Raw genomic sequence first — 23,961 nt, 5'->3', positions numbered from 1 at the left:
TCAGGGCGCGTAGCTGTTGCAGCCCCAGCGCGCCCAGTTGGGCACGCGCGGGCACTTGCTGACCTTGGCGATCCACAGATCGAACACGCGCGGTTCGCGCAGGCAGGCCAGGTAACCGACGCCATGCATCGCCAGCGCGGCGGGCAGCGCCCAGAAGCTCTTGGTGATGAGGAAAACCTCGGTTGTCACCGCGGCGTTGATGATGAAGTAGCTGTAGGTGACACCCGCGAACATCTGCGGCCGGGTCAACGCGCGGTGTACTGTGTAGCGGGCCAGCGCCATCAGCCTACTGCCGCGCCCTGGATGCCCGAGACAATCGCGCCGGCGCCGAACAGGACGAAGCACCCGATGATCACGGTTGCACCAAAGCGCCAGTTCATCCGGCCCGTCAGCATCATGAAGCCCACCGCGGCAACGGCCATGACGGCAACCGCCGTTGCGACATTACCAAGTAACGTTCCTTGAATCCAGCTTAATGCCGCCACGATCGGGCCACTGCCCGCGGGGTCACGGCCGGCCAAAGCCTGGGCGTGGGCTACACCCGGCAGGGCAAAGGGCGCGCTGAAAGCTGCTATCCCGGCCACGACGCGCGCACGCAATTGGCGAGTAGCGGACTGTGAGAACCGAATCATGAGCCCCTCCTGAGGGTTCAGTTATTGCATTTTCAGTGATAGCTGTGTGACTTACTTTATGTTTAGGCACAACCACGGTGCCCATGCACCCGAACGCCCGCATGACCGGCTCAACCTGAACGATAGGGAGATCGCGGCGGCACGTAGGAGCGCTTTGGCGCACCGCTGGTGTGGATGCCGATCGCCTCTGTCCGCTTCGCCGCAGACTATCCCCAACTAACCTACGATATACGGAGCGCGCAGCCCAAATTCTCCGCGGACTGCGCGCAAGTGCATCTGCCCCCCAAATCACGCCTGATGCTTGGCTGCGTAGCGATTACCATCACTACGATGTGACGTCCGATCTTGCCGCGAATTCCGGCGAGGGCGAGGACGCGCTTTTGGCGGCCAAGCTGGCCGTGGCCTGGCAACCGACCGATCACGTCGAACTCTATGCCGACTACGGCGACAGCTTCCACTCGAACACCATGCTGGGGCAGCCATAGGTCGATCCGGCGTCGAGCGGCTCAACGAACTCTCTACCGGTCCTCGTGCGAACTCGCGGTGGCGAATTCGGCGCGCGGATAGAACGGGGCAATCTGACGGGGTCGGCTGCCCTGTTCTATCTCGATCGCGCGTCCGAACTGGTCTTCGTCGGCGATGCCGGCTCGAACGAACTCAACAATGCCTTGCACCGGATGGTCACTAAAGTGCCGGTATTCTGGCGGCCGAGCCGGTGGCTCACGATCGACCGTTCGTTTGCGGCCACCCGCGCACGATTCAAGAACGTTTCAAGGGGCCAAAGTCTCATCCCGGGCGCGGTCGAGAATGTCGTTGCGGTCGGCAAAATAGCCGCGTTGGGCGATAGCCCATCCGGCAGCGTGCGTCTGCGCCACTTCGGCGCGGCTCCGCTGCTCGAGGACGAGAGCCAGCGATCGAGATCCACCACGCTCGTCAACCTGGGCCTTTATAATCGCACCGGCCGCGCGCGGTTCGGCCTCAACGCACTAAGTGTGCTGCAGTCAAAGGACAACGATATCACGTAGTCCTACGCATCTCGCTTGCCGGGGGAGCCAACCGATGAGGTGGAGCACAGTCACCTCCATCCCATTGAACCCAGGCAAATGCGAGCTTGGGTTCGCGTGGCGTTTCAAGGCGTTTGACAGCTTATTAGGGTGGACACTCGCCTCGGTTGCGCCGGACAGAATTGTACTCGAGCAAACGGCGCGTGAAGAACTGGTGTTGAAGCCCCCCGCCTAGATATTGTGATCTGGCTCGTAGCCTGGATGCACAACGAGGTGCGGAATGGCGCCGACCAGAATTGCGACGGCGAGCAGCCAGCTAGTGACGATGCGGGGCACGATCGTCCATCCACGATCGACGCACCACGCTGCCGGCAAGCCCAGCAGCAGGACGGGTAGCACCTGAAGCGTCGCCCACCAGGGCGCTTCGGTCGACACGACCAGACCTGCCCAAACGCCGGCATCGGCTGCGAAGGCGAGGCACAGCCAAGCGGTCCTTTGCGCGGTGCGGGGCCAGTAGACACTCAGCGCCGCCAGCGCGAGGCTGGCCCAGCAGCCGGTGAAGGCGACGCCGGGCGGCACTCCACCCACGCTGGCAGCGGCCAAGGCCGCCAGCACGCACACCAGCGCTGCCCCGAGCGCGACCTTTCGCGGCACGAACGCAAGCGCGAACGCGAACACCGCCAGCAGCAATCCCGCCGCGATCATCGCGCCCTTCATGCCGTGGCGATCGCCGCGTAGAGGAACCACAGGCCCGACAGCGCCACCAATCCACCCATCGCACGCAAGCCCACTTCACCGCGGGGCCGGTCGCGGATCAGTCCGATCAAGATGCCAAGGACGTGCAGCAATCCGGTGGCGATGACGAAGCCGAGACTGAAGCCGATCGGGTTGGCCATCGACGGCAGTTCCAGTCCATGAGCGTAGCCGTGGAACAACCCGAAGATCCCGACGATCAGGCACGCAAGCCAGACCGGTGCCGCCCACCGCGTCAGGATTGCCAGGCCGAGCACGATCACCGATACCGCGATCCCAAGCTCGACCGGGGGAAAGGGCACCCCTGCCATGCCGAGTACCCCGCCGACCGCCATCACCGTGGGAAAGATGATCGGCAGCAGGTAGATGAGCGGGCGACCGAGGAACGCGCCCCACAGCCCTACCGAGATCATCGCCAGTAGATGGTCGGGCCCGGACAGCGGATGGAGGAAACCGCCGCCCACGCCCAGTGAGAGCGACTTGGCGATATGCGCCGACGCAGCCGTGGGCGCGAACAGCGTCAATCCCGCGAACGCGACAGGAGCGAAAATCTTGCGCGATGCCGTCAATCGAATGCTCCCGTACGCCGCCATGGCGTGTTACGCACGAAGAGCGCAGCGGCGCTCGGTTTACGGAAGGCGATAGACGTGCGCAAGATTTGGTTCGCTCCCTTGCTGGCGCTGATCGCCGTGCCGGCGATGGCGCACGACTTCTGGATCCAGCCCCGGCAATTCACGCTGGCGACTGCTGGCCCCGCGCTTTTCACGATGTTCGTGGGGCATGGTGCGGCGCGTGACCGTTGGAGCGTGGACAGCGATCACGTGCTGTTGTTTCGCACCATCGGTCCAGATGGAATGGTCGATCGCAAGGCGGACTTGCGGCTCGGTTCGCCCGGGTTCGATGCGTTGGTCCCGCTGGCGAAACCGGGCGCCTATGTCGTCGTCCTGCAATCGACCGAGACACCCAGTCAGCTGCCGTTCCTGCGCTTCAATGATTACGTGAAGACCGAAGGGATCACGCCGATCATCGCCGAGCGCCAGCGGCTCGGGCTGGAAAAGGCCGATGGCCGCGAAGTCTACAGCCGCCGGGCCAAGGCCATCGTCCAGGTCGGGCCGGTCGACGCGGCATCGATCGCGAGGGTCACCCGCCCGACCAAGATGTTGCTCGAGATCGTCCCCGGCAAGCACCCCCAGGCCCTTGGCGCAGACCGGATGCTGCCGGTGCAGGTGCTGTTCCAGAACCGCCCGTTGGCGGGCGCCTTGGTCAAGATCACCGACCTTGCCGCCGATGCCGAACCGGTTGCGACGCAGCGGACCGGCAAGGATGGCCGGACCAGCTTCCGCATCCCGAAAGCCGGCAAGTGGCAGATGAACGTGGTGTGGTCGGTTTCGCAAGGCGGCCAGGACCCGCTGTTCAGGACCACCTTCTCCAGCCTGACCTTCGCCACGCCTTAGCGCTTCACGAACGAACTAGCCCGGCCTCACGAACTGTGAGACCGGGCCAGCTAAACGATCGCGAAAGGTGATCGAAAGCCGGATCAGCCGTCGTTCACGGGATCGCTGGTCGGGGCGAGCGCGGGGACGCTCGCATCGGTGGGATCGACGGGATCGGTCGTTGCCCCGGCATCGAAGATCCCAGCAAACGCCGCGCCGAGCTTACTCTGGAACGAAGAGGTCGAGGGAGTCGGGGTCACCGTAGTCGGCGGCGTGCTATCGCTGCCGCCGCCACCACCACCACCGCACGCGGCGAGTGATGATGCCAACAGCAGCGAGGTGCCGCACTTCAGCATGGATTTCTTGCGCATGGTGCGAACCCTCCTCAAGGCTGGGCGGAGACGGCTGCCGCGGCGTCGCGGGCCGAGCGCGGCGATCCGGGGATCGGCGTGTTCAGGTAAGGGAACGTGCCCTGCAGATCGCGCGCCGAGATTGGAGCCCCATCGGTGAAGGCGACAGTGCCGACAGGCGCGTTCTCCGGCTTGCACAGGCCAAGGTCGGTCTGCGTGCCGTTGATCGGAACCGGGTGACATAGTCGGCCCATCGCCACACGCAGGACCACGTCGGTTACGTCGTCGCCAGGACGCCGGCCGTTGGGGAAGCCGGCGAGATCGTCGGCCGCGACGCCCAGGTTCTTCTGGGTGGCGCGCGGCGTCGGGGCGACGCCGGTGTTCAGGCGCAGCATCTCTGACGCGGTCACCCTGGACTGCTGGTTCAGGGTCTTGATGCCGGTGAGGAACGTGGCGACCAGATCGTTGCGCGGGAAGTTGTTCGGCGCAAGATTGGCGATGTTGGTGCCAAGCGTGGCATTGACCGGGGCGCGGAACAGCGCGTCGAGCAAGGCCGGGAACGTCGGGTTGGTGACGTAGTCCGCCAGGGCGGCATCCTGCGTCGGCTCAGCCGCGTTGAACAGGTTCTTGTCCTTCAGGCCGATCACCAGTTCGTTGACCAAGGGCATGCCCAGGCGCGAGACCTGGACGTAAGCGCCACCCTGATAATCGGGCTTGTCGTAAGTCGGGCTGGGATCGCGCGCGACAGCCTGGGGCAGGCTGACCGTCGTCCAGGCGCCGATGACGCCATTGCCTGCACCGGTGAGGCAAGACACCGGAATCTCGAGCGCGATCGAGGTCACGTTCTTCTTGCCGACCAGATCGTCGTTGTTGCGGCTCTGAGTGATGCCACCGGGGAAGCCACGTCCGTCACCCGCGAAGGGTGCGCTGTCGCCTTCGATCGGCACGTAGTTCACGAGGTCGAACGTCGGCCCCAGGTTGATAGCGAAAGCTTCGGCACGCTGGCCGACAAACGCGCGTGCGCCGCCGGTGCAGCCCGGAATGCTGACGTTGTAGATGAAGCTGTTGGCATAAGCGGCATACTGCGGGACCGACTTGTTGCCGATGTTGTCGACCGGCTTGGTGAAGGTCGTGCCGCCACCCGAAGCATTGGTGACGTTGGCGCGGGTACCGCTGCGCCTATCGCCGGTGATCTGCGTGATGGTGTAGGCTTCGCGCTCGTTCAGATTGGGATCGGCATCCTTTGAAATAGCGCCGACCTGACGCAGCGGTACGGCAACGTCCTTGCCGCCGACGTTCAGCGCAATACCGGTGCCGTTCGCAAGCGCGTTGGTGAACTTGAACGAATAGGTCAGGTTCTCGACCGCATCGCCATCGTTGTCGATGTGGATCTCGTAGACAGCGTTCGGATCGAGCGTGAAATAGTTGGGCCCCGAGCCGGGGCTCTGATCGGGCTGGACGTTGGCGATGAACGTGACCGTGGCTTCCCGGCCGGGCTCGTAGCTGCGAAACATGTAGAAGTCGGTGTTGTCGACCTTCGGCGTCCTGGTGATGTTCGGAGCCTCACGATGGCTCGAGGCGATTGCCGGCACAAGCGGCAAGGCGCACATCGCCCCGGCCGCGGTACCCAATGCGAGTTTCTTCATCAGCGACATGCGCGTTCTCCTATAAACTTTGCCCGCAGGAGGGTGTCGATGCGACGTGCAGGGGCTGGCGCACGCGCGATCATGGGTTGAAAGCGGTCTGGAAAAGCTGGGGCCAAGGCTGTGCAGGCGGAACCGCGGCGTCGGCTTTCGCCGTGTCCGCGACCTGCTGCCAGGTCCAGGCGCCCGACCCGAGCGCGAGGATGGTTGTCTCGTTTCCGGTTTTTGCGGAATTGTGCAGATAGATCAGGCGAGGCCCGCCCTGCGGCTGCATCCGGCACGCTTGCGAGGCCGCCTCGATGGTGGTGGTAATCGCGCTGCGCAACGTGTCGATCACCTCGACCTTGAGTTGCGCGTCGGGTTGCACCCACTCCTGGTTCCAGATGGCGATGGCGTTGGCCACCGATCGTCGCTCCACTGGGATCGCAGGCAATTGCTGCTGGATGGCCGTGCTCGATTGCAGCGCCGCCTGCACCGGTGCCGTCAGGTCGCATCCACCGCTTGCCGCTTGTGCATCGGCCTGTTCGAGCAAGGCGACAACCTGCGGTGTCACGACCGATATCTCGATCAGCGGCGGCGGCACTGGATCGGGAAGCGGCGGCTGCGGAGCGATCTTGCGTGGCTGGCGTGGCTTCGGCTTCGCGGAAGGCGCAGGCGCCGACACCGGGCTGTCGAACGTAATCAGATGCTGTGGCTGAGCGGAAGCCGTCTCGGCTCGCAACGGGAACAGGATGAACACCAGAGCCACCGCGTGGATCGTGGCTGTCGCCGCAATCGCCCACGCCCGCCGTGACGCGCCGTTCCAGATACCTCGGTCCGGCGCGAACGACATGGCTCATGCCTCCGACAAGCGAGCGGTAGACTTGCATCGCAGCGTCACGAGGCGATCAGAACGCAAAGCGCGCGCCGACCGTCATCGTCGAGTACTTGCGATCGTGGTCGAACTGGACGTCGTAGTCGGCGACCATGGAGAGCGGACCGTTGCCCGACACATCCAGCGACGCGCCCGCGTTGTAATAGTCGCGATCAAGCCGGGTGGCCTGGAACGCGAACGGGGTCGTGCCCAGGCCGGCATTCTGGAAGCTGGTCGTGATGACCTCGCGATCGTTCATGAACTCGCGATAATACCCGCCGCGTCCCTGCAGGCGCACCAACGCCGACGAGACACGCGCCTCGTAGCCCAGGCGAGCGCCGAAGTTGCCGCGCAAGGATTCCCGCTTCTGCTGTCCCACGTTGAGGGCGGCTGCCGAGCCGCCCTGCTCGGCGAAGCCATCCACCCGCACGTTGGCATAGCGAACAGCGGCATAAGGCTCGACCTCGAAGCCGCCGAAGTCGAAGCTGAGGCCGGTGCTCGCTCCCGCGGCCCAGATCCGTCCGTCGGTCTGCGCCGTCGGCTGCGCCGAGAAGCCGCCGAACGCGATCGAGCGGGTCAGGTCCCAGTCGAGATCGGTGTAGCTGCCCCAGGCATCGATGTAGACCGGACCGACCGAGGCCGTGCCGTAGACGCCACCGAACAGGCTCTTCAACCGGCTCTGCTGGCTGCCAGGGGAAAGCCGTGCATCGGTGTTGCTGTAGCCGCCGAAGATGCCGATGGCCGTTGCCGGAGCGAGACGGAAATCGAGGCCGCCCAGAACGTGCACTTCATCCGAGGTCGCGCGGGGACGATCGACATCGGCATCGAAATGCCCGAACCGTGCGCCGCCGATCAGCCACGCGCCAACGCGCCCGGCGTCGTCCAGCGTGGCGGTCGTGCCGTCCGCCATTGTCTTCTGGCCGCGCAAGTCGCGGGTGTAGCGCAGAACGTTGGTCTCGGTGACCTCGACCGCGTTGAGCGACAGGTCGGGCAGCGAAGAATAGGCACCCGGCGTAAGCTGGCTGAGTGCGGCGGCTTGCGCGCCCGGCGTCGCATAGAGCGAGTCTATGCCGTTGATAAGCCTTGCGGTGTCACCTGTGGGAACGCCGGCGAACAGATCGATCTGGCCACCGATTGCAGCCTGGTTGGCGGTCACGCCCATCGAGGCGAAGGAATCGAGCGCAATCGCCAGACCCTCGTAAAGCCTGTTGCCTGCCAGCTTGCCGATCAGGGTCGCAGCGCCGGTAGTAAGGTTGACCGAATAGAGCGAGGTCTGGCGGGTGGTCGGGTCGGTGAAAGTGGCAAGCGCGGTGCCGTTGCGGCTGATGTCGAACCCGACATTGCCGATGGTGGAGACACCCGTCGATCCTACAGTGAACAGAGTGCCGGTGTTCGGGCCGACGGTGGCGTTACCCTGCGTTGCCAGCGTCGCTGGGGCGAGTGCGCCATTGGTGTCGATCACATACAGCGTGGTCGAAGTCGCACCGGCGACCGAGTTGGTATAGGCGGCGCCCGCCACGTTAGGGATCGCGGTCGCGCGCGGATCGGTCGACGCGTAAGTCAGGGTGCCGTCGAACGCGGCCAGCGCGCCGGTGTCGGGAACCACGCGGAAGTCCTGCCGGGTCTGCGTGACCACGCGAATGCGATCGACGGTCGGATTGAAGTCGAAGCCGATGCCGCTGATGGTCGGCGAAGCGGGCGTACCCACCCCCGTGGCAACGCCGGTTCGCGCATTGATGGTATAGACCTGGCCCACGTTGCTGATGGCATAGAGAACCCGTGGCGAAGCCGGACGGTAGTCGAGACCGCCAATGGTGGTACCCGCCGCGATCCCGGAGATCGCAACCGACGATATTACCGTACCGGGCGCCGACGCGTTCACGGTCACCAGGGTCGTGCCCCCCGTGATGGACTGCACGGTCTGCGCCGTCGCCGGAGAAACGCTCGATAATACCGCGCAGCTTGCCGCCGCGAAAAGCCACTGGCCCCGCATGTTTTTCCCACCTGTTACTGATCTAAGACGACTATCCAGCTCCAAGACCCGGCAAATTCATTTGCTCTCTATGCCCGTCCTGCATGTACGGCGGTTTTCATCGCGCGGTTGCACCCGGAGCGAAAATAATTTCATTTTGTTCATGTTTGGCGATGCGACCCGTGGGTCGTTGAAACTTTATAGATGTATTTATCTTTTAATCTCAGTCATTTGATTTGCAGCGGTGGATTGATCGCCCATGCTGCAACTTCGTGATCATTTGTTTGTTCTGACCAACGCATGCCAAGTCATTCGCGTTGAGCGCGTCGCCTCACAACGAACGATCGACATACCGTCCCTTACGGGGCGGGTACCGCGTGTTGGTTGATCGCTGATGGCTTTGGAACGGGCCGACTACGGAGACAAGGCACAGCCGAACGCGTGCGACGTAAAGCTGGCTGACGACCTGGAGCGGATCGCCGATCGCGATCTTGCGGCGCTCAACCGCCTGTATCACGCCACCCATGGCAAGCTGCTGAGTATCTGCCTGCGCATTACCCGCGATCGTGAGTCTGCCGAAGACGTGCTGCAGGAAGTCTACGTTAAGATCTGGAACCGTGCTGCGGGTTACGACCGTAGCCGGGCCAAGCCGATGGTCTGGCTGGGTCGTCTTGCCCGCAACAGCGCGATCGACTGGTATCGTGCGCACGCACGGCGCCGGGCATATGACATACATGGCGAACACGAAGTGCACGACAGCTCGCGCCTGATCGATGAAGAACTGATTGAGCGCGAGCAGCAGAACATTGCCATGGCTCTGCTTGAGGGACTTCGTGATGATCAGAAAGCCACCATCCGCGAGATCTACTTCGAGGGATTGACCTACGCGCAAATTGCTGAGCGCGATGGTGTACCGCTTGGCACGGTCAAGAGCCGGATTCACCGAACGCTCATCCAGTTGAGCCGAAAGTGGCACCGTGACTGATCCGCTATCCCACCACGAACGAATAGCCATCCTGGCCGCCGAATTCGCACTCGGCCTCCTCGATGATGGCGAGCGGGCGGTAGCCTTGCGCCTGGTCGAGGAGGACGAGGCGTTCGCCGCCGAGGTTATCCGTTGGCAACTCACCATCGAAGCCTCGATCGTCGACACGGTGGACGATGCGGTCGCTCCAGCCGACTTGTGGGACAGGATCGCGTCGATCACGGGGCAGCCGGGCGACGAACGCAAACCAGTCGCTGACAGCATACAGGTGTCGCCGCTGTGGCGGATCACTGCTCTTGCAGCATCGCTGGCCGCCATCGTCTTCGCCTCGCTATGGCTCACGTCACATCGCCAGGCGGCCCTGCCTGCGCGGATCCAGACGGTCGCCGCGCCATTGACCGACCTCAGCGTCGCGCAAATTCAGGACGCCGGTGACGAACGCTTGCTGGCCGTGGTCTATGATCGGCGCACGGGGCGCTTGCTGGCTCGGTTGGCGTCGCTTGATGCCAAAGGCAGCGTGCCCGAACTTTGGCTGATCGGAAGCGACGGCAAGCCGAGATCGTTGGGTACCACTCATTCAGGCGGTGAAATCCAAGTCACCTTGCCGCCGCAGACCCGCAGACTGTTTGCCGATGGCGCGACGATCGCGATCAGTCTCGAACCTAGCGATCAGTCCCTGCACGATGCTCCAAATGGGCCGATACTCGGTTCGGCGAAGATCAGCGCGATTTGAAGTTCAAGAAGTCGCTAGACATCCGAGGGGCGACAATCGGGCTCAGCGCTTGACAGCCGCAACAGCAACTGACGCACACTATCCATCTAAAGGATGCAGATGGGAGTGGCCATGATGGCTGTGATCATGCTCGTCGTCGTGGTCATCATTGGGATCGACACCGACGAGATTGATCGAGCCGAACCTAACGCCGCGTTCGGCTAGCACCTGATCAGCGAACGCACGCACCTTGTCGTTCTCGCCCTTCAAGAAGAAGCTCTCCATGCTGTACCGGTGATCGAGCCTCACCAGATGCGTTGAAATGATAAGATCATGATGGGCGTGCTGCATGTAGGAAAGACGCTGAGTCAAAACTCGCGTCCGGCGATCATAGATGTATGACAAGTCGGCGATGCAATGCGTGTGGTCGTCAGCTTCGTCTCGCCAGTCTCGTACTGCCTCTCGGACAACATCGCGTACGCCTTCCGACCGGCTCTGATACCCCCGCGCGCGGGTAAAGCGATCGAACGCCTCTGCTAGAGCTTCGTCAATCGAGATTGTGATCCGTTGCATCTCGCTAATTTACCTCAGCCGAGCGCCGAAGTGAAACCTTTTGCCCTGAGCTCACGTACGTAAGAACAAACACACAAAACTTCTTAAGAGCAGTCAGGGGGCAATCATTAGAGAGCGCGACGAGCAGCATGGAGCGCGAAAGATGCGGTCCGCTATAGTGAGATCCTCTCTCTGCGCGCTCGCCATGGTGGCTACAGCCACTTCGACACAGGCGCAGGATGATCCTGCGATCACCGACACAGACAAGCGCACCGGCTCGTCAGAGGACATTATCGTATATGGCCGTGCACTGGCACAAATCGGCATTGCAACATCCGGCTCGCAAGGCGTCGTCGGTTATCGCGATTTCGAGGACAAGCCCTTATCCCGGGTCGGCGAACTGGTCGAGAACGTCCCAGGCGTCATCGCCACTCAGCATTCCGGCACCGGCAAGGCCAATCAGTACTTCCTGCGTGGCTTCAACCTCGATCACGGGACAGACTTCGCTGGCTATGTCGATGGCGTGCCAATCAACATGCGTACCCATGGACACGGCCAAGGCTATCTCGATCTAAACTTTCTGATTCCCGAGCTGGTTGAGCGGATCGACTACCGCAAGGGCCCGTATTTTGCGGACGCAGGCGATTTCACCGCCGCCGGCACGGTGAAGTTCACGACCGTTGATCGCTTGGAGCGGCCAATGATCGAGGCGACAGTCGGCAGCTATGGCTATTACCGGGCACTCGCTGCAGGGAGCAGCACCGTCGGCTCCGGCTACCTACTGTTGGCGCTGGATGGTACGCGATCCAACGGGCCTTGGGTGCTCAACGAGGATCTGAAGAAGATTAACGGCCTGATCAAATACTCTCAGGGCACAGCAACGCAAGGCTGGAACCTAGGTGTAACCGGCTACCACGCAACCTGGAATGCCACAGATCAGGTACCTCAGCGGGCGATCGACAGCGGCCTGATCGGCCGTTTCGGCAACATCGATCCCGCACTCGGCGGTCGCACTACCCGTTTTGGCTTGACCGCAAATGCGCATCTCGGCGAGACCGAGATCAATCTCTACGCTCTCTATTATCGCTTCCGGCTCACGTCCAGCTTCACGTATTTCCTGAATGATCCGGTGAATGGCGACGAGTTTAAGCAGCGAGATCAGCGCGGGCAGTTCGGCGGCTCAATCCGCCACAGCATCCCAACGACAATCGGTGGTATACCGGTTGCGGTGGTTTTCGGAGGCGAGGGCCGGTGGGACCATATAGGAAAAATCGGGCTCTACAGCTCGATCGCCGGTCAGACGAGCAGCACGGTCCGGCAAGATAAAGTCGACGAGTATAGCGGCGCGGTTTACGCCGAGGGCACCGCGTCATTGACAGAGCGGCTGCGGCTGACACTAGGATTGCGCGGCGATCTTTACGGCTATGATGTGAAGGCACAGTCGTTGGCAGCAAACTCTGGCGACGGAATGGATGGCATCATCAGTCCGAAGGCTGCATTGGCTTGGCGGGCGACAAACAATCTGGAGCTATATGCAAATTACGGTGAAAGCTTTCACTCCAACGACGTGCGCGGTGCGAGCATCCACGTCGATCCGGTCACCGGCAATGCGGTCGATCGCGTGCCGGTTCTGGTCAAGGCACGAGGCTACGAACTAGGTGCGCGCATTGAATTGGCGCGGTTCACTGCATCGGTTGTAGCGTACCATCTGAGCCTGGGCTCAGAACTTGTCTTCGTGGGTGATGGCGGTAGCACCGAGCCTAATGACGCTACTCGTCGGTATGGAGCCGAGGCAACCCTCTTCTGGCGGCCGAATGGCTGGCTCACGCTCGATGCATCCGGCGCGGTCACGCACGCCCGGTTTCACGACGTTGAACCAGGGCAGACGCGCATTCCCAACTCAGTCGACAAAGTAGTCTCGGCCGGTGCCGCTCTTGACTTCGGGCATGGCATCACCGGGTCTCTGCGCCTGCGCCATTTCGGCAAGGCACCGTTGATTGAGGACAACAGCGCCCGGTCAAGGCCGACCACGCTCGTAAATGCCGGCGTTTACTACAAACTCGGTCGGGCGAAGCTCGGTATCGACATCCTGAACCTGCTCGGCTCCAAGGACAACGACATCACCTATTTTTACACGTCACGGTTGCAAGGAGAGCCTGCAGCTGGGGTCGACGATTATCACCTTCATCCCGTTGAGCCGCGTCAATTCAGGGTCTCGTTGCGCTATACCTTATAGCTAGAGCTACGTCGGTGGGTTGCTATGCCCGTCGCATCTCTCGTCGAATTGGTTTGGCGGGAAGCAACATAGGCCGCTTGCGCGGCGACGGCTGCGTCCCTCAACCCGGACACTTGAAGGCCGCCATCGACTGCCCGAAAGCGTTGGGGTGGACGCCCCCTGACGGCCTTGATGTGCCATAGTGGAGGTGTTGAAACACCACTGTTGGAGGCGTCCATGGATGAGGTTAGCATAGTCGGCATCGACTTGGCCAAGTCGGTTTTTCAGGTTCACGGCTCAGGACCGAATGGATCTGTTGTGTTTCGCAAGAAGCTGCGCCGAGACCAGGTCCTGCCCTTCTTCGCGTCCTTGCCGCAATGCATTGTTGCGATGGAGGCATGTGCAAGCGCTCATTATTGGGCGCGTGAGATCGGAGGCTTGGGTCATGACACACGGCTCATCCCACCGGCGTACGTGAAGCCGTTTGTGAAACGCCAGAAGAACGACATGGCTGATGCGGAAGCGATCTGTGAGGCAGCTCAGCGCCCAACGATGCGGTTCGTGCAAGGCAAGAGCGCGCAGGCCCAGGCTTCAGCGGTAGTCTTTCGTACCCGTGATCTGCTCGTTCGCCAGCGCACGCAGCTGATAAACGCCTTGCGCGGGCATCTTACCGAGTTCGGCTACATCGTGCGCCAAGGCGTGGGCCACGTTAGCAAGCTGGTCGAACTGGTCCGAGATCCTGCATCCGACATCCCGGATGAAGCACGGCCGATGCTCGTGATCATGGCGGACAGCTTTCAGGCGCTGCAATCGCAGATCGCTCTTCTCGATCGTGAGATCGCCACTCGCGCAAAGGTTGATCCCGTCGCCAAGCGGCTGATGACTATTCCAGGTGTTGGCCCTGTGGTGGCACGGCGTTGGTTGCGCTTGCGCCGGCTGCTAACACCTTCAAGCGGGGGCGTGACTTTGCAGCCTGGCTCGGGCTCGTCCCAAGGCAGCACTCCAGCGGCGGCAAGGAGCGGCTCGGGCGCACCACGAAAATGGGCGAGCGCAGCTTGAGACGGCTGCTGATCCTGGGCGCAAGCTCAGCGACCAAGGTCGCTGCACGTAACCCCGATAAAGCTAGTGCATGGCTGGCCGGCATGTTGACGCGCAAGCCGCGCATGCTCGTCACCGTCGCACTCGCCAACAAGATGGCTAGGATCGTCTGGGCGCTGATGGCGCATGGCGGGTCCTACAGAGCTCCGGCCGCGGCAGTGTAACCCGCCAAGGCTTGAGGCGTCAGGGACGCAAGGAAGGTCAGTAGAGAGGTATGGCGCAACGGTCAGAAGACGGGGTCGGGAAAACCAGAGAGTGGCCAAGCGCTTCGAGCGCGCGAAAGCGTCATGGACCCGATCCGCGATCTCCATACAGGCCAGCAGCCGTGATGATGGCTGCATCAATCAGGCCGGACACACGGAAGCACCTGAACCTGCGCGAACAAAACTCTTCAACACCCCCTTGTATCCGGCGGGGCGTCCACACACGGCCGCTTAGAGATCTGCTAGGGAGACGCTTACTCAGGTGAATGATCGGAATGAGGGCGCGAACGGCATGTCTGGATTTAGGGGAGCGACCTCTCGTGGCGGACGTGAGTGGCCGAGAGAAGGGCTGAGGCAGCGCGCCTGTTGCCCTCTCTCCGGACGCTCGGCCGCCGCAAAGGCGCGCTTCAAAGCAGACTTCGACAGTTCAGGTGGCGGCACTAAAGGCGCCGGAGACGTTAGCTATCAGGCAATGTCTCTGGCGTGCCGGCTGCCATCTTGTGCGGCTATGGCATGCGCTATGTGATGGCGCATAACATCTCCATCTCGACAGCCAACGAAAGAAAGGCCTTCTACGTCTGCCCGTTTTGCGTGGATATCTTCGATGAGAACGGCGCGCTGCTGTGACCTGGGCTGACGGATCAAATGGGCAAGTTTTAGTCAGGGCCGAACGGGATGAGGAAGAGGATCGCGAGGTCCTGTTGAGGCCGCCAATTCTGCTTCCGCATCTCGAACGTAGTCGGGCCGATCTTTCGGACGCCCCGACCGCAGAAGCTGATCAATGTCGCGGGCGTGCCCTTGTCCACTTCGAGCCGGAAATCGCCGATCGGCTTCTTCCAGTTGCCGCCGGTGACAAGGATGTAGTCGAGCCAGTTTTCCGCGTAGCGCGCCACACCGCCTTTGTTCGACGAGCGCGCCAGGCTGCGTACCATCGACGGCTCGACGCAGTACCGGCGCACAGTGTCTTCCCCCCAGTCCTCGCCGATCCCGGTCATGACAGTACCACCGACAGAGGGCGTGTACCGGTGCTCGATCGTGACCGGCTTGCCTGCGGGGAACGGCTGCAGCCAGTGGTAAGTCGTGCGCAGGATCCACGCCGGCGTGCCCGCCTCGTCTATGAGACCCAGCTTGGTCGCTTCTTTACCGAGATCGACCGGCAGCCGGGCGAGGGCTGCTTCGCTCTCGTTCAGATGCGGCGCCAACGGAATCCGGTGTGCGGACAGCCACGCGGTGCGGTCCACCGAGCCAACCATCGCTTTTTGCTCCACCGCCGCGCGCACAGGCTGGCCATCGACCAAGGTGGTGAAGCCCAGGATGTTGGCGGGCGCCTCGACCGGCACCGCGACGTCATGATCGAAGAAGCCAGGACCGCCGATGTCGGGCATCGGAAAGGCCACCCGCACCGTAGCGTCATGGCCGCTCGTGTTGACGAAGCGATAGCGCACGCGGATAGCTTTGCGCGAGATGTGAAGATCCTCGGCCTGCATCTCGATTGCGTCCGTCTTTGTCAGGACCAAGCCACCCGCTGCGAGTTGCGCAGTGGAATCGTTTGCGTGAGCCGGACCTGCAGCCATGCAAGCAACGAGTATCAGCGCCATTCCGTGCGTCCTCGCGACCGTCATTGCATGCCATCCTTTTCTGTCTCCGGCCGCGATCAAGATGTCGCCGAGCCGCGCCAGGATCGACCTTGGACGCAGTGGCTATCCACCACACTCGTGCGCGGAGGCCAGAATGGCAACAAGCGCGTCGTGAGCCATTGCGGCTGCGGTGGTGGCTGCTTGGCATCGATACGTCGTGTAATAGCTCGTCAACTCGGTACGAACTTCGGCAACGTCAGTTCTGGTTATTCCGGGGCGCTCCTCAAGGATGGCGCCCTTCTCATGAGTCGTTTGCCCGAGCCGCGCTTCGTCGAGGGCGCTTTGATATGTCCGATAGGCGGCAAAGCGGATGGTGCCGTCGCACTGCGGCCAGGACTTCATGAGCTTGGCGTTCAGCGCCGCAAGCGCCGGCGTTGGCGGAAGTGCTTGCTCGCAATCGTTATCAATGACGAAATTGTCCATCGTCGAGCCGAACACCGATCCATTAGCATGCAGCAGAAAGGGGTGACGCACGATCGCCGCGCAGGGCAGGGTTCGTCGGCCGGTGAGGCTTCGCCCTCCCGAACCCGCGTCGGGAAGGTAGGGGCCTAGCACGTTGAGAAACGCGGCGAAGTGACGGTCGGACAAGAACACGTCCTCAATAGTCTTGACCGACACACCATCGGTGCTGGGATCACTGAGGATGGAACGGCCGAACGATTGGTCCGCCTGGCTTTGCAGATCGGTCATGTACGGTAGCAGGAGGGTAGTAAGCCGGGACTTTGTTTCAGCGCGTCCAGGCGAGGACCAGTCGGTGTCGGCGGGCTCACCCGCCCAGATGGCGACCGCCTCGATCAGCGGCGCGGCGGGTGGATCGAGGCGCCGCAGTACGGCAAGCGCGGGTTCCGGTGCGGTCATCAAGGCGGCGATGGCCAGTTCACTGTTGCGCCTCGCGTAGACAGCTCCGATGCAATCCGCCGGGTTTTGCTTGTGGGATGGTTCCAAGCAGTCGCGCATTGCCCTCAGCGCAGTGCGTTGGGCAGCCAGTTGATTGGAAGGACCCGACCCAAAAGCGCTCACGCGAACCTCGGTAAAAAGTTGCGCCATCTCGCGATCGGCCGAGGCAAGGTCGGGATCTGCACAGATCGTGCGCTCTACCGGAGTATGCGCGACGGCGCATGAGAAACTGGGGCTTGCACGATCGCCTTCGGCATTCGCACGGGCCCCGCCCCCTGGTGTCGCTGTCAGTGCGACGATGATCGCCCACCACGCGGTTATCCTCATGACCATCTCCAGGCAGCCGTGTCACCTTCGTTCGAAGCGATGAGTGCCGACACAGGTGGGCAACAACAAGGGAAACTATCCTCTCTGAGCTCGAAGCGGGACCGGCATGTCCGGTTCCAAGCAGATCCATTAGTAAACCGGGCAGCGGATGCGGCTAAAGATGGCCCATGTCCGCCCTATATAAGACGTTCCGAAGCCTCATCACGGCTCCCGATAGCGGACTCTCATTCATCTTGCTGACCGCGCCGCAACGAAGGTCGGAGACTGGGACTTAGCCGTCATTCACACCCAACCACAATAAGGGCAGCATTTTACAAGAGCGGACGTTTAGCGCCTTAAATCTGATCGAAGCTCTCTGGCTTGTCACCCTCAAGTACACGTCCTGGAACATCTCAACTTTCCCGTGCCTTTCCAGACGAACTATTCACGGTTGGGTAAAGCATGACGTCGAACGAGCGCGCGTGTGACAAGGCGATTATCGGACACACGATTATTAAATCGGGTGCGTACGAAGCCGGGATCGCAGAAGGTGCCGATGTCGTGATCGTCGAGCGAGGCTCGCCGGGGAGCAAGCTTTCGAGATGACCCGCCCCACCCTCGTTTTTCTGCATGCGCTTGGCGCAAGCCGGCGCGAATGGGATCAGGTCATCGCGCTACTGCCGGGATATGACTGCGTCGCGCTCGATCTACCGGGCTTCGGCGATCGGCCGTTACACGATGTAACTGATGTTGCCGGATTGGCTGACTGGTTGGTTGATGAGATTGCCAAACGGCAGCTCAGCACCAGTGTTCTGGTCGGGCACAGCATGGGCGGAAAGATCGTCACGCTGGTTGCCGCGCGCGCGGTTTCGGGCCAACCCGAGCTGGAGAGCGTACGCGCAATCGTCCTGGTTGCAGCATCCCCTCCCGCGCCTGAGCCGATGGACGAACACCGCCGGGCCGAAATGATCATTTGGTTCGCTGACGGGCGACCGACCGGCGAGGATGCAGCGACGTTTGTCGATGGCAACACGGCCAATCCGTTGCCGGAGGCCTTGCGCGGCCAAGCGATAGCGGACGTGTTGCGGTCCGATCCCGAAGCCTGGCTGACCTGGCTTGAGCAAGGGAGCCGCGAAGACTGGAGCATGCAGGTCGGGCAGATCGACCTTCCCGCTATGATCATTGCCGGAGCGCAGGACGGCGATCTGGGTCAAGCTGCTCAGCGACGCCTGAACCTCCCGCGATACAGGGATGCACAGATCGAGATCGTGGCCGATGCGGCGCACCTCATTCCCTACGAGCAGCCGAAGGCTTTGGCGGCCTTGGTCGACCGTCACGCCGCTTCCGTCACCGGCGCACCGTTGGCGCGCAGTCACCTCTCTCAACCACTACAGAGCTGAAGGAGTTCAATATGGATCTCGGTATCAAAGGCCGCATCGCGCTGATCAGCGGCGCGGACTCGGGCATGGGCAAGGAGACGGCGCGGCTGTTGCTAGAGGCCGGCGCGAAGGTCGCTATCACCGACCAGGCGGGCGGGTCGCTGGACGAAGCCTCCGCCGATCTCGCCTCTTTGGGTGAAGTGATCGCAGTAACCGGCGATGTGACCAGGCTGGAAGACGTGCGGGCCATCTGGGCACAGGTGCGGGAAAAGCTGGGAGAGCCGGACATCTACGTCAACTCCGCTGGCGTGACCGGCGCGACTGGCGACTTCCTGGAGGTAGACGACGAGGGTTGGCAGCAAACGCTGGACATCAACCTGATGGGCGCGGTGCGGATGTGCCGCGAAGCGATCCCGGCGATGCGGGAGAAAGGATGGGGCCGGATCGTGCTCCTCGCGTCCGAAGATGCGGTTCAGCCCTATGTCGAAGAGCTGGCCTATTGCGCCTCGAAGGCTGGAATCCTCAGCCTCGCAAAGGGGCTGTCGAAGGCCTATGGCGGAGACAACGTCCTGGTGAACACCGTGTCCCCCGCCTTTATCGCCACACCCATGACCGACAAGATGATGCACAAGCGTGCCGAGGAACGGGGCGAGAGCTTCGACGAGGCGATCGCCAGCTTCCTGGACGAGGAGCGGCCCGGCATGGAATTGAAGCGCCGTGGCCGCGCCGATGAAGTTGCGGCAGCGATCGTCTTCCTGTGTTCGGAGCGCTCCAGCTTCATCAACGGAGCGGGTCTACGTGTCGATTCTGGCTCGGTCTTCACGATCGCCACATAGAACGCAAAGCAGGCTGCGATGAACCACCGCAGCCCGCCTTTACGTGTCAGGCGATGCCGGCGCCGCCTGTCACGCCGTACACCTCACCATTGATGTAGCTTGCTTCCTGGCTGGCGAGCAACACGTAGACCGGAGCAAGCTCGACCGGCTGACCGGGCCGGCCGTACTGGCTTTCGGACCCAAACTCCTCCACCGCCTCGGGCGGCTGACCGCCCGATGCCTGCAGCGCGGTCCAGAACGGTCCGGGCGCGACCACGTTGGCGCGAATGCCCTTTTCCAGCAGCTGCTTGGCGAGTGCCTTGGTGTAAGCAACGATGCCCGCCTTGGTAGTCGCATAGTCGAGCAGGATTGTGGACGGCTCGTAGGCCTGGATCGAGGCGGTGGTGATCACGCTGGCACCCGCCGGCAAGTGCGGCACCGCGGCCTGCGCAATCCAGTGCATGGCATAGAGGTTGGTCTTCATCGTCTTGTCGAAATCTTCTGACGTGACTTTCGAGATATCCTTCCGGTTCTGCTGACGACCGGCGTTGATCACCAGCACGTCGAGGCCGCCCAGGCTCTCTAATGTCTTAGCCACCATGTCCCGGCACCAGACCTCGTCAGTGATGTCGCCGGGCAGCGCCAGCGCCTTGCGCCCTTCCGCCTCGATCAGCTTGATGACCTCGTCGGCATCGGCCTGTTCCGACGGCAGGTACGAGATTGCGACATCGGCGCCCTCGCGAGCGTAGGCGATCGCAGCGGCACGACCGACGCCGCTGTCCCCGCCGGTGACCAGAGCCTTGCGCCCCTTCAGCTTGCCCGAGCCGGTATAGCTGGTTTCGCCATGATCGGGCTTGGGGTCCATCTCGGCGGCGAGCCCAGGTACCGGTTGTGGCTGACGTGGGAACGGAGGCTGGGGGTATTGCTTACGCGGATCCTGCATCGTCAAGCGATCGGGCATGGATATCTCCTGTTGGTGGAATGATTTACGGGAGCACTAACGCACCAGGATCAGCACGCTTCCCGATGGGAAAGCACGTCCAGCGCCATGACGTGCGCAAGATGGGATAAACCTTGCGGCAGGTTGCCGAGGAAGGCTCCGGTCTCGGGATCAGCCATCTCGGTCATGATGCCGACCCCCCGGTCGAGCGCGTGAGTGATCGCGACGAACGCCTTTTCCGCCAGATCGCGCTGGCCGAGCAGCGCGCGCGCTTCCACCATCCAAAAGGTGCAGGCGATGAAGCAGCCTTCCTCGGCTGCGACCCCGCTGTAGCGGTAATGATAAGGTCCGGTTCCCAGTTCAGCGTCGATGGCATCCAGCGTCTTTTCCAGCTTGTCGCGTCCGTCGAAGCCGAAGCGGACTGCCAGGGCCAGCGAGGCATCGAGCTTGTCGCTGCCGGGATAGAATACGAAGGCCTGCCGGCTTTCCGACCAGCAGTGTTTCTCGATCCAGTCTGCGATCCTGTCCCGCTCACGCGCCCAGCGATCGCGGCAGGTGGTGGGCAGCTGTCCTTCGTCCGCCAGTTGGACGGCACGGGCCAGCGCCTGCCAGCAGCTGATTTTGGACATCGTATAATGCTGCGGCTCCTCCAGCTCCCAGATACCCGCGTCCTTCTTGCGCCAGGCATCGGCGCAAGCATCGGCGAGGTGCGACAGTTGTTCGGCGCTGGCGGGATCGAGGATGTTGCCGCACGCGACAAAGCACGAGGCGGTTTCGAATATGTCGCCGTAAATGCCATGCTGGTGCTGATCGGTCGCGGCATTGCCGATGCGCACCGGCTGCGACTGGCGATAGCCCGGCACCTCGATCTCGGTCACATCGGGCACCTGCTCGCCGCCCAAAGTATAACACACGCGCGCTCCGTGCTCGTCGAGCCGCTTCAGTAACCAGGTTAACGCCGCCTTGGCTTCGGCGTGCGCCCCGGCCGTCAGGAAGGCCTTAATCGTGTAACCCGCGTCCCGGATCCAGGCGTAGCGATAGTCGTAGTTCTTGGGTCCACCGATCCCTTCCGGAACTGACGTGGTCGCCGCCGCCGCGATCGCGCCGGATGGCGAATAGAGCAGCAGTTTCAACGCCAAGACGCTGCGGATGAATGCCGAGCGATGTTCGCCCTCGTACTTCACCCTTGAAGCCCATGTCCGCCATTCGGCATCGGACACATCGATGCGATCGTCGATGTCGGCAAGCGATGGCACCACCAGCGGCTCCCCTTCGCCCGCAACGACCGCAAGGACCTCGCGCTGCCCTTGCGCGATGGTCAGAGTGCCCTTGACCGCCTCGTCGGCATGCTGCGCCGCAAGGCCGTTCGTGTGCAGGAATAGTCCAAGAACCGAGCCGACGTGGAACACGGCATGTTTGCCGATCTGGGAGTGGTAGGGGCTGGCCCCATTGGCCCGGCGCCCGGGTCGCATCTCGACGCTGAACGAGACGGTGCCTTCCAGCCCCTCCACGCGGCGTGCGAGTTCGGCCCAGGGCAGGCGACCCGCAGTGCCGCTGTTCAGCGACTCCGTCAGCCGCGCCCGGCCGCTCGCCGTGGTGAAGATCGTTTGCAGGACGTTGCTGTCGGGAAGGTAGCTACGCTCCACAACGAACGCGTCGGTGGGCGTGATGGTGAAGCGGCCGCCTTCGTCGGGATCTAGCAGGCGGTCGAACATTGGCGGCGAGTCGAGGTTGGGCACGCACCACCAGTCGATCGAGCCATCCGCTCCCGACAACACGACAGAGCGCCCATCGCCAAGCGCGCCATAGTCATCCAGCGCAAGGTAGCCGTCGTGGCGCCGCGAGGCTCGCGATGACGATTGCGCCACAGACAGGAGGGTGGCCGAGACACCGCTCACGCGCAAACTGACCTGTACAGCTTCCATCTCATCACAAGACCGGCTCTCTACTTGGCAACAGGGCCAAGCCTGCGCGTCCTATCCACGCGCTATTGAACGCGAGCATCCTGTCATGGTTCGGGCCTGTCCCTTGCGGGCAAAATGGAACCGGGCTCGACTCACATCGCTTGTTCGCGGGTCGGCCCTTAAGCCGTTATCGTCGAAATGATCGCAGCAGGAAGATTGATGACCGACCCGCGCACGAGCCAGCCTACAAGCTTCCCGGATGAGCCGCAGCAGCCCAGCCCCGGTCTCACAGAGAACATGCGCACTAAGCCTGACCATGGTGAGAGCAGCTACATCGGCAAGGGCCTGCTTGCCGGCAAAGTCGCGCTGATCACTGGCGGCGACTCCGGGATCGGCCGGGCCGTCGCGATCGCCTATGCCCGCGAGGGCGCGGACATCGCGATCTCGTATCTACCCGAAGAGCACGTCGATGCCGAGGAGACTTGCACCTGGGTCGAAAAGGCCGACCGCCGATGTCTGCTTCTCCCCGGTGACATTCGCGATCGTGACCATTGCGTTACACTGGTGGAACGCACGGTCGCGGAACTCGGCGGCCTGGATGTGCTGGTCAACAACGCCGCCGCGCAGACGATGAACGAGGGATTGGACAGCATCGATGATGATGAGATGCAAGGAGCATTTGCCGCCAACGTCTTCGCCATGATCCGCTTGGCTAAAGCGGCAGCAAAGCACATGAAGCCCGGATCGGCGATCGTGAACACGACTAGCGAGCAGGCGAAGGTCGCAGGCAAAAGCATGATTGTCTACGCGGCTACCAAGGGCGCAATCTCCAGCCTGACCATCGGCCTTTCCAACTTGCTTGCCAGTGACGGCATTCGGGTGAATGCGGTGGCGCCGGGGCCGGTGTGGACGCCTATTCAACCGATCGCAAAATCGTCAGAAGAGCTGGAAGCACTTGGCCAGGACACACCGCTCGGTCGCGCAGGCCAACCCGCCGAACTTGCGCCCGCTTATGTACTGCTCGCCTCATCGGAGGGCAGTTACATGTCTGGCAACATCGTCGCTGTGACCGGCGGAGTGCCAATAACATAATGGCAATTTGACAGCTGGGCTATCTTGACAATCAGCGAAAAACGCGACGTTCGCTTTTAGACGCAAACAGCGGAGTTGCCGAACGCATGCCGGTCATCGTCATCATGGGTGTATCGGGCTCTGGTAAGAGCGTTGTTGGGAAGGAGCTGTCCGTCAGACTAAATGTCCCTTTCTGCGAGGGTGATGATCTACACCCAGCTGCGAACATCGCGAAGATGAAGATGGGCAAACCACTGGACGATGTTGATCGCGCGCCTTGGTTGGCGCGGGTGGCCAGCTGGATTGATGATCATCGCGCTGGCGGCGTAGTGACCTGCTCGGCCTTACGCCGCCGGTATCGCGACCGCTTGCGACGAGGCCAAATCGTCCCGCCTTCGTTGGTACTTCTCAATCCGCCATGCACAGTCTTAGAAGTCCGACTGGACGGGCGCGAGGGCCACTTCATGCCTGCAAGCTTGCTCCACAGTCAACTCAGAACACTAGAATTACCCTCTTTCGATGAGGAGGTGCTCGTCTTGGCCGGAACCGAGCAGGTTGACCTACTCGTTCATGACATAGCGGTATATCTTCAACGCAAATAAAGACC

Annotated in this window: 24 protein-coding genes and 1 pseudogene; 12 read left to right on the top strand and 13 right to left on the bottom strand. The window is 62.3% G+C overall.

Going from position 1 to position 23,961, the window contains the following annotated elements; genetic code table 11:
* Complete coding sequence (locus tag ACXJ1Z_RS18410; protein WP_463781486.1) at positions 1-282, bottom strand: VirB3 family type IV secretion system protein; 282 nt, start codon at positions 280-282, stop codon at positions 1-3.
* On the bottom strand, positions 282-632 hold the full coding sequence (locus tag ACXJ1Z_RS18405) for a TrbC/VirB2 family protein (protein ID WP_463781485.1): 351 nt from the start codon (positions 630-632) through the stop codon (positions 282-284). Before ACXJ1Z_RS18405 ends, ACXJ1Z_RS18410 begins: the two co-directional genes overlap by 1 nt.
* 332 nt (positions 633-964) lie before the next feature.
* Between ACXJ1Z_RS18405 and ACXJ1Z_RS18400 the strand changes: the two genes are divergently transcribed.
* Together ACXJ1Z_RS18400 and ACXJ1Z_RS18395 are read left to right on the top strand one after the other, a co-directional pair.
* Positions 965-1,117, top strand: coding sequence for a hypothetical protein (locus ACXJ1Z_RS18400; protein ID WP_463781484.1), 153 nt, complete (start codon positions 965-967; stop codon positions 1,115-1,117).
* Positions 1,118-1,162: 45 nt separating this feature from the next.
* Entirely contained in the window at positions 1,163-1,657 is a 495-nt protein-coding gene (locus ACXJ1Z_RS18395) for a TonB-dependent receptor (protein WP_463781483.1), read from the top strand.
* A gap of 210 nt (positions 1,658-1,867) precedes the next feature.
* On the opposite strand, the gene ACXJ1Z_RS18390 is transcribed toward ACXJ1Z_RS18395, so the two are convergent.
* Both ACXJ1Z_RS18390 and ACXJ1Z_RS18385 read right to left on the bottom strand, forming a co-directional pair.
* A complete protein-coding gene (locus ACXJ1Z_RS18390; protein ID WP_463781482.1) occupies positions 1,868-2,353 on the bottom strand; it encodes a hypothetical protein in 486 nt (161 codons plus the stop codon).
* Positions 2,350-2,958: a HupE/UreJ family protein gene (locus ACXJ1Z_RS18385; protein ID WP_463781481.1), complete on the bottom strand. Its 609-nt coding sequence runs from the start codon at positions 2,956-2,958 to the stop codon at positions 2,350-2,352. Before ACXJ1Z_RS18385 ends, ACXJ1Z_RS18390 begins: the two co-directional genes overlap by 4 nt.
* 78 nt (positions 2,959-3,036) lie before the next feature.
* On the opposite strand from ACXJ1Z_RS18385, the gene ACXJ1Z_RS18380 reads away from it, so the two are divergent.
* Positions 3,037-3,843: a DUF4198 domain-containing protein gene (locus ACXJ1Z_RS18380; RefSeq protein WP_463781480.1), complete on the top strand. Its 807-nt coding sequence runs from the start codon at positions 3,037-3,039 to the stop codon at positions 3,841-3,843.
* An 83-nt stretch (positions 3,844-3,926) separates the two neighbouring features.
* Here the strand turns inward: ACXJ1Z_RS18380 and ACXJ1Z_RS18375 are convergent, their stop codons facing one another.
* From ACXJ1Z_RS18375 to ACXJ1Z_RS18360, 4 genes are all read right to left on the bottom strand, one after another.
* A complete protein-coding gene (locus tag ACXJ1Z_RS18375; protein WP_463781479.1) occupies positions 3,927-4,193 on the bottom strand; it encodes a hypothetical protein in 267 nt (88 codons plus the stop codon).
* 14 nt (positions 4,194-4,207) lie between these two features.
* Positions 4,208-5,818: a DUF4331 domain-containing protein gene (locus tag ACXJ1Z_RS18370; RefSeq protein WP_463781579.1), complete on the bottom strand. Its 1,611-nt coding sequence runs from the start codon at positions 5,816-5,818 to the stop codon at positions 4,208-4,210.
* 79 nt (positions 5,819-5,897) lie between these two features.
* On the bottom strand, positions 5,898-6,647 hold the full coding sequence (locus ACXJ1Z_RS18365) for a hypothetical protein (protein ID WP_463781478.1): 750 nt from the start codon (positions 6,645-6,647) through the stop codon (positions 5,898-5,900).
* A gap of 55 nt (positions 6,648-6,702) precedes the next feature.
* Positions 6,703-8,586, bottom strand: coding sequence for a DUF4394 domain-containing protein (locus ACXJ1Z_RS18360; protein WP_463781477.1), 1,884 nt, complete (start codon positions 8,584-8,586; stop codon positions 6,703-6,705).
* A 448-nt stretch (positions 8,587-9,034) separates the two neighbouring features.
* Here ACXJ1Z_RS18360 and ACXJ1Z_RS18355 point away from each other — a divergent pair, with 448 nt between their 5' ends.
* Both ACXJ1Z_RS18355 and ACXJ1Z_RS18350 read left to right on the top strand, forming a co-directional pair.
* The gene (locus ACXJ1Z_RS18355; RefSeq protein WP_463781476.1) at positions 9,035-9,625 is read left to right on the top strand and encodes an RNA polymerase sigma factor; all 591 of its coding nucleotides are present in this window, start codon (positions 9,035-9,037) and stop codon (positions 9,623-9,625) included.
* The gene (locus ACXJ1Z_RS18350; protein ID WP_463781475.1) at positions 9,618-10,358 is read left to right on the top strand and encodes an anti-sigma factor; all 741 of its coding nucleotides are present in this window, start codon (positions 9,618-9,620) and stop codon (positions 10,356-10,358) included. Before ACXJ1Z_RS18355 ends, ACXJ1Z_RS18350 begins: the two co-directional genes overlap by 8 nt.
* A 78-nt stretch (positions 10,359-10,436) precedes the next feature.
* Here ACXJ1Z_RS18350 and nikR read toward each other — a convergent pair whose 3' ends face one another.
* Positions 10,437-10,910 (bottom strand): nickel-responsive transcriptional regulator NikR, encoded by a 474-nt coding sequence (gene nikR, locus ACXJ1Z_RS18345; protein WP_463781474.1) that lies wholly within the window; start codon positions 10,908-10,910, stop codon positions 10,437-10,439.
* Between the two features lie 184 nt (positions 10,911-11,094).
* On the opposite strand from nikR, the gene ACXJ1Z_RS18340 reads away from it, so the two are divergent.
* From ACXJ1Z_RS18340 to ACXJ1Z_RS18330, 3 genes and pseudogenes are all read left to right on the top strand, one after another.
* Complete coding sequence (locus ACXJ1Z_RS18340) at positions 11,095-13,125, top strand: TonB-dependent receptor (protein WP_463781473.1); 2,031 nt, start codon at positions 11,095-11,097, stop codon at positions 13,123-13,125.
* A gap of 216 nt (positions 13,126-13,341) precedes the next feature.
* Positions 13,342-14,366 (top strand): annotated as a pseudogene (locus ACXJ1Z_RS18335) (IS110 family RNA-guided transposase).
* Positions 14,367-14,888: 522 nt separating this feature from the next.
* On the top strand, positions 14,889-15,032 hold the full coding sequence (locus ACXJ1Z_RS18330) for a hypothetical protein (RefSeq protein WP_463781472.1): 144 nt from the start codon (positions 14,889-14,891) through the stop codon (positions 15,030-15,032).
* 29 nt (positions 15,033-15,061) lie between these two features.
* On the opposite strand, the gene ACXJ1Z_RS18325 is transcribed toward ACXJ1Z_RS18330, so the two are convergent.
* Positions 15,062-15,979 carry a DUF4424 domain-containing protein gene (locus ACXJ1Z_RS18325; protein WP_463781578.1) on the bottom strand — a complete coding sequence of 306 codons (918 nt, stop codon included), beginning with the start codon at positions 15,977-15,979 and terminating at the stop codon, positions 15,062-15,064.
* Positions 15,980-16,105: 126 nt separating this feature from the next.
* A complete protein-coding gene (locus ACXJ1Z_RS18320; protein ID WP_463781471.1) occupies positions 16,106-17,266 on the bottom strand; it encodes a lysozyme inhibitor LprI family protein in 1,161 nt (386 codons plus the stop codon).
* A 581-nt stretch (positions 17,267-17,847) separates the two neighbouring features.
* On the opposite strand from ACXJ1Z_RS18320, the gene ACXJ1Z_RS18315 reads away from it, so the two are divergent.
* Both ACXJ1Z_RS18315 and ACXJ1Z_RS18310 read left to right on the top strand, forming a co-directional pair.
* Positions 17,848-18,645, top strand: a complete 798-nt coding sequence (locus tag ACXJ1Z_RS18315; RefSeq protein WP_463781470.1) for an alpha/beta fold hydrolase — start codon at positions 17,848-17,850, stop codon at positions 18,643-18,645.
* Between the two features lie 11 nt (positions 18,646-18,656).
* A complete protein-coding gene (locus ACXJ1Z_RS18310) occupies positions 18,657-19,460 on the top strand; it encodes an SDR family NAD(P)-dependent oxidoreductase (protein ID WP_463781469.1) in 804 nt (267 codons plus the stop codon).
* A 46-nt stretch (positions 19,461-19,506) separates the two neighbouring features.
* Here the strand turns inward: ACXJ1Z_RS18310 and ACXJ1Z_RS18305 are convergent, their stop codons facing one another.
* Positions 19,507-20,400, bottom strand: a complete 894-nt coding sequence (locus tag ACXJ1Z_RS18305) for an SDR family oxidoreductase (RefSeq protein ID WP_463781468.1) — start codon at positions 20,398-20,400, stop codon at positions 19,507-19,509.
* Between the two features lie 50 nt (positions 20,401-20,450).
* On the bottom strand, positions 20,451-22,304 hold the full coding sequence (locus ACXJ1Z_RS18300) for a glycoside hydrolase family 15 protein (protein ID WP_463781466.1): 1,854 nt from the start codon (positions 22,302-22,304) through the stop codon (positions 20,451-20,453).
* 198 nt (positions 22,305-22,502) lie between these two features.
* Here ACXJ1Z_RS18300 and ACXJ1Z_RS18295 point away from each other — a divergent pair, with 198 nt between their 5' ends.
* Positions 22,503-23,375, top strand: a complete 873-nt coding sequence (locus tag ACXJ1Z_RS18295; protein ID WP_463781465.1) for an SDR family oxidoreductase — start codon at positions 22,503-22,505, stop codon at positions 23,373-23,375.
* Between the two features lie 86 nt (positions 23,376-23,461).
* A complete protein-coding gene (locus ACXJ1Z_RS18290) occupies positions 23,462-23,956 on the top strand; it encodes a gluconokinase (RefSeq protein ID WP_463781464.1) in 495 nt (164 codons plus the stop codon).
* Positions 23,957-23,961: the final 5 nt, after the last annotated feature.

It is taken from the genome of Novosphingobium sp. TK46 (assembly GCF_055361525.1).
Note: the sequence above shows the minus strand (reverse complement) of the source record. Positions and strands in the feature narration are given on the sequence as shown.